Origin of the sequence: Streptomyces roseochromogenus subsp. oscitans DS 12.976 (genome assembly GCF_000497445.1) — a bacterium.
Taxonomy (GTDB): Bacteria; Actinomycetota; Actinomycetes; order Streptomycetales; family Streptomycetaceae; genus Streptomyces; species Streptomyces oscitans.
In genome coordinates this window covers 77,891-80,567 of record NZ_CM002286.1, presented here as the reverse complement: position 1 = coordinate 80,567, position 2,677 = coordinate 77,891, and the positions used below count along the sequence as shown (strand labels likewise).

2 protein-coding genes are annotated in these 2,677 nt (G+C 67.0%); both read left to right on the top strand.

Annotation, left to right across the window (positions count from 1 at the left end; genetic code table 11):
* Positions 1-286: 286 nt before the first annotated feature.
* The gene (gene istA, locus M878_RS91730; RefSeq protein WP_023548257.1) at positions 287-1,882 is read left to right on the top strand and encodes an IS21 family transposase; all 1,596 of its coding nucleotides are present in this window, start codon (positions 287-289) and stop codon (positions 1,880-1,882) included.
* Positions 1,879-2,649 carry an IS21-like element helper ATPase IstB gene (gene istB / locus M878_RS91725; RefSeq protein ID WP_023548259.1) on the top strand — a complete coding sequence of 257 codons (771 nt, stop codon included), beginning with the start codon at positions 1,879-1,881 and terminating at the stop codon, positions 2,647-2,649. Before istA ends, istB begins: the two co-directional genes overlap by 4 nt.
* Positions 2,650-2,677 lie beyond the last annotated feature (28 nt).

The window sequence follows — 2,677 nt, the reverse complement described above, 5'->3', positions numbered from 1 at the left end:
ATGTTCTGCGTGATGTTGTCGCCGTAATTCCCCGCCCTGGTGTCGGCGGTTCCCCAGGGGGACGCCGGTCGTGGATGGGGATGCCGGTCACGGTCTCGGGTTGAAGATCTTTCCCCGTGTCGGGTGGTTTGTTCGACCGATAGATCCTTCTTGCGAATTGGTGGAGATCCCCTGGGGCATGCCGGTGCCGGGTTGAGGGTCCGGGCCGTCTCGGAGTCGCTGGTGTCCCTTGACCAGCGAGCCGGGAGGTCGACGGACGATCCGGATGGCAAGGAGAACATTCACCGTGACGGACATCGTGGAGATCTACGTCCACTGGTACGCGGGCCGCTCGAAGACGCAGCTGGCGGCGTCGCTGGGGCTGGACCGCAAGACGATCAGGAAGTACCTGGCGCCGGCCGAGGCGGCCGGGATCACGCCGGGCGGCCCGCCGATGAGCGAGCCCGACTGGGCGAAACTGATCAAGAGCTGGTTCCCCGAGCAGGCCAACAGGCGCTTGAATCAACTGACTTGGCCGGAGATCGAGAAGCACCGCGACTACGTGGTGGAACTGCTGAACACCTGCACGGTGACCACGATCCACCAGCGGCTGCGCGACGAGCGCAAGCTGCAGGCGGGGCTGACCTCGTTTCGCCGGTGGGTACACGAGAACCTGCCCGACGAGGCCGCCCGCGCCAAGGTCACCGTGCTGAGGGAGAACGTCGAGCCGGGCTCGGAGGCCCAGATCGACTACGGCTTCCTGGGGCAGTGGATCAACGCCAACACCGGTCGGCGGCACCGGATTTGGGCGTTCGTGATGGTGCTGCCTGCCTCCCGGCACATGTTCGTCCGCCCGGTGGCCCACATGGACCAGCACGCCTGGACACAAGCCCACGTGGAGGCGTTTCGCTACTTCGGCGGCGTCCCGCGCCGGCTGGTGCCGGACAACCTCAAGACCGGGGTCGACAAGCCGGACCTCTACGACCCGAAGATCAACAAGTCGTATGCCGAACTCGCCTCCTACTATGGGGCGTTGGTGGATCCGGCCCGGGCTTTGAAGCCGAAGGACAAGCCCAGAGTGGAGCGGCCCATGCCCTACGTCCGCGACTCCTACTGGCGCGGGCGGACGTTCACCTCGCTGGAGCACATGCAGGCCGAGGCCCTGCTCTGGTCCCGTAATGTCGCAGGTCAGCGGCAGTGCCGTCCGCTGGGCGGGGCGGCTCCCTTGGCGGTGTTCGAGTCCATCGAGGCGCCGGTGCTGCTGCCGTTGCCCGAGGCGCCGTTCGTGCTGGCGCGGTGGTCGAAGGCGACGGTCGGCCCGGACATCCACATCAAGGTCGGCCGGACCCTCTACTCGGTGCCCTGGAAGCTGATCGGCCGCCGCGTCGATGTCCGCTCCACCGCCACCATGGTGCAGGTCTTCCACGAGGGTGAACTGGTCAAGACGCACGCGGCACTTGAGCAGGGCAAACGCACCGACAAGACGGACTACCCGCCGGAGAAGATCGCCTTTCAGATGCGCACGCCGATCTGGTGTCGCGGTCAGGCATCCCAGGTCGGGGATGCCTGCCGGGAGGTGATCGACCAGCTCCTGGAGGTCAATGCCCTCTACCGGCTCCGGGCGGCCCAGGGGGTGCTCGGGCTGCGCAAGAAGTACGGCGACATCAGGCTCGAAGCCGCCTGCCGCAAGGCGATCACGGTCGGCGACCCGTCCTATCGCACCGTCAAGGGCATCCTTGTCGCCGGCACCGAGACCGACCCGGAACCCGAGACCGGAGACGGTGGCGCCTCGGCCTTCCTACACGGCCCCGAGGGCCTGTTCGCCACCGACATCCCCCTGCAGATTCCCGATGACGTCCGCGACGACCAGGGGAACGACGACGTCGAGGAGGTCGCCCGGTGAGCGTGATGACCACCGCTCTGCGTGACTCGCTCAAGATCCTGCGGCTGTCCGGGATGCTCGAGACACTCGACGCCCGCCTCACCCAGGCCCAGGGCGGCGAGCTCGGGCACCTCGATTTCCTGCAGGTTCTCTGCCAGGACGAGATCACCCGCCGTGAATCCGTTGCGCTCGAACGGCGCCTGCGGCGGGCGAAGTTCGAGCAGCAGGCCACCTTGGAGGGCTTCGACTTCAACGCCTCCCCGAAGCTACCCGCGGCCCAGATCCGCGACCTGGCGGCCCTGCGATGGCTCCACTCCGGTGAGTCCGTCATTTTGTTCGGGCCCGTCGGGGTCGGAAAGACACACGTCGCCCAGGCCCTCGGTCACCAGGCCGTCCGACAGGGCGCCAACGTCCGTTTCTCCAAGACCAGCCGGGTCCTGGCCGAGCTCGCCGGCGGCCACGCGGATCGCACCTGGGACAAGCGCATGCGCGACCTCATCCGCCCCGACCTGCTCATCCTCGATGACTTCGCCATGCGGCAGATGAACGCCTCGCAGGCCGACGATCTCTACGAGTTGGTCTCCGAGCGGCAGGGACGTTCTCTGATCATCACGAGCAACAGGGCGCCCAGCGACTGGTATCCGCTCTTCCCGAACCCCGTCGTCGCCGAGTCACTCCTCGACCGGCTGATCAACGCCAGCCACCAAGTCATCATGAACGGCCCAAGCTACCGTCCCAACAAGCGACCGAAGGGCCCCAACGGCACCCCCAAGCCCCCGACCAGCTGACTCACCGACACCCCAGGGGTGTCCCATT